A 2,071-nucleotide genomic window follows, 5' to 3' on the forward strand; every position below is an offset into this window, starting at 1 on the left:
CGGACCGTTAGTTTTAACCTGCGCAACTCTGCTCATGCAGACGAAGCGGCGCTGGAAGCCAGAATCGCACGGAATTGGCGGCTACACCGGGATGCGCGTGGATGGTTCGATTTCGTGTCGTTCGATCGGGTCTGTCACGTTGCCGAGGTGGTCGCGTAAGATTGCGTGATGAAGACAACAAAATCGCTTTGTCACGGTCATCGCTTTCCCGCCGCAATCATCAGCTGCGCCGTGCGCTGGTATTGATATGACTTTGCGTGTCAATCGCGAAATTGGTTTCCAGGTTGCATCGACGCATGAATTTCCTGAGGGCGGCGCAGCAGTAAGTCTCGACGGTGGATCACACTGATATCCGCGGGTTGGATACCGCATTACAGAGGTCCGCCTCATGAGCCTGCCGCTAACTTCCGCCGCAAGTTGGTGATGCCCGTTGCGTAATACCATCGCGGGTTGCTCGGATGCCGGGCTGCGCCGCCTTCAGGAAACTCCTTCGGTTGTTCGGGAAATCACACACAGGCCGCGGGCGGTTTGCTGCGAGGTATTGCAAGCGCCATGGCCAGTCGACTGATGTCCCAGATGAACGCCGCCAGTTCGCGGGCAATAGCCACGACCGTGATGTTGATGGGCTTGCCTCGCGCGGTCAGCCGGCGGAATCGTCGGCACAGCCGCACCTGGGCGTCCCAGGCGCGGTCGATGATGGCCTTGGGCAGACCTTCGAGACGGGCCTGGATTTCCGGACTGACGCGGGCAGGATGGCGGTAACTCCAGGCCGCTTCGACCAGCAGCCTTCGGGCGTAGCTGTTGCCGGTTTTGGTAATGCTGCCCTGGCGGCGTTTGCCTCCCGATGAATGCTCGGATGGCGTTACGCCGAGCCAGGCCATCAGCTGACGCGGGTGTTCGAAGCGGGACAGGTCGCCCACTTCTGAAACCATCCCGACGGCGGTAACGAACTGGACGCCCCGCATGGCCTGCAGGGCCAGCACTACCGGATAGAAGCGCCAGGAGATCACCGCTTCGCGTAGGGCTGTTTCGAGACGGGCGCACTGCGCAAGCCGGTCCTCGATCGTGCGCCGGTGTTCGTCAAAGGCAAGGTGCTGCCAGGCGCTGGGAAACGAACAGCGGCCCAGCCAGCGACGGTGCGCCTCGCCCCAGTTTGCGCTACCGGTATAACGGACGCCATGCGCGAGCAGGAACGACTTCAGTCGATGCCGTGCACGTCGCAGATCCTCGCGGGCAGCCGCCCACGCGCGGGCGAGATCCCGGAATGCCTCGTCTTCAATGCCGGGCACGTACACGGCCGACAGGTCGTCGGCGCGTAGCGAGCGCGCCAGCTTGATGGCATCACGTCGGTCGGTCTTTACGCGCTCGCCCGGCTTGCGCGGGATCAGTGAAGGTGCGCAGACCATGCAGTCGAAGCCCTTCTGGACGAGCTGACGGTACAGCCCGTAACCACATGGACCTGCCTCGTACACGACGCGCACGTGCGGCGCCTTGGATTGCAGGCGTGTGCACAGGCGATCGATGTCGGCCCCGGTCGTACCGGTCTTGCCCAGCAGCTCGATCTCGCCCGCGTCGATCGCGTAGGCGACCGTGATCGAGTCCTTGTGAAGATCCAGTCCAACGTACACCGTGCTATCGTTTCGCATGCTGGCCTCCGTGGAGGAAATCGCCGGGGCATGGCCCAGTCCACGCCCGTGCGGCTCTGACAGCAATGCTAACCCGCGTTCAATTTCCCACGGCGGGCCAGCCCTTGCCTCACGCAAAGTCATACTGCCTTCCGGTTTCAGTTGAGCGTTCGCGACATCGAAGAGTTGCTGTTCGAGCGCGGGGTGATCGTCAGTTACGAAACGATACGACGACGGTGCGACAAATTCGGCGCGGGCTTCGCGCATCTCGTCAAGGCAGCGCGTCGCAAACCCGGCACTACATGGCATCTCGACGAGGTGTTTGTGACGCTGCGCGGCGAGCCTTATCTGTTGTGACGAGCAGTCGATCAATACGGCGCCGAACTCGACATCCTGCTGCAGAAGCGTCGCGACACGGCGGCAGCCAGGCGATTTTTCAAGCGCGT

The 2,071-nt window shown here is 62.2% G+C and carries 1 protein-coding gene and 2 pseudogenes; 2 read left to right on the forward strand and 1 reads right to left on the reverse strand.

Annotated features, from left to right (window positions below; translation table 11 throughout):
* Positions 1-168: 168 nt before the first annotated feature.
* A pseudogene (locus tag GNZ12_RS45825) lies at positions 169-243 on the forward strand (IS6 family transposase); the annotation flags it as partial.
* Between the two features lie 263 nt (positions 244-506).
* Here the strand turns inward: GNZ12_RS45825 and GNZ12_RS43795 are convergent.
* Complete coding sequence (locus GNZ12_RS43795) at positions 507-1,646, reverse strand: IS110 family RNA-guided transposase (RefSeq protein WP_172319205.1); 1,140 nt, start codon at positions 1,644-1,646, stop codon at positions 507-509.
* 129 nt (positions 1,647-1,775) lie between these two features.
* Between GNZ12_RS43795 and GNZ12_RS44935 the strand changes: the two are divergent.
* A pseudogene (locus GNZ12_RS44935) lies at positions 1,776-2,071 on the forward strand (DDE-type integrase/transposase/recombinase); the annotation flags it as partial.

The sequence above is a fragment of the Paraburkholderia solitsugae genome (genome assembly GCF_013177695.1).
Taxonomy (GTDB): domain Bacteria; phylum Pseudomonadota; class Gammaproteobacteria; order Burkholderiales; family Burkholderiaceae; genus Paraburkholderia; species Paraburkholderia solitsugae.

Coding starts and splice junctions, on each gene's coding strand:
- GNZ12_RS43795 (WP_172319205.1), bottom strand. CDS start 1,646: ATGCGAAACGATAGCACGGTGTACGTTGGACTGGATCTTCACAAGGAC.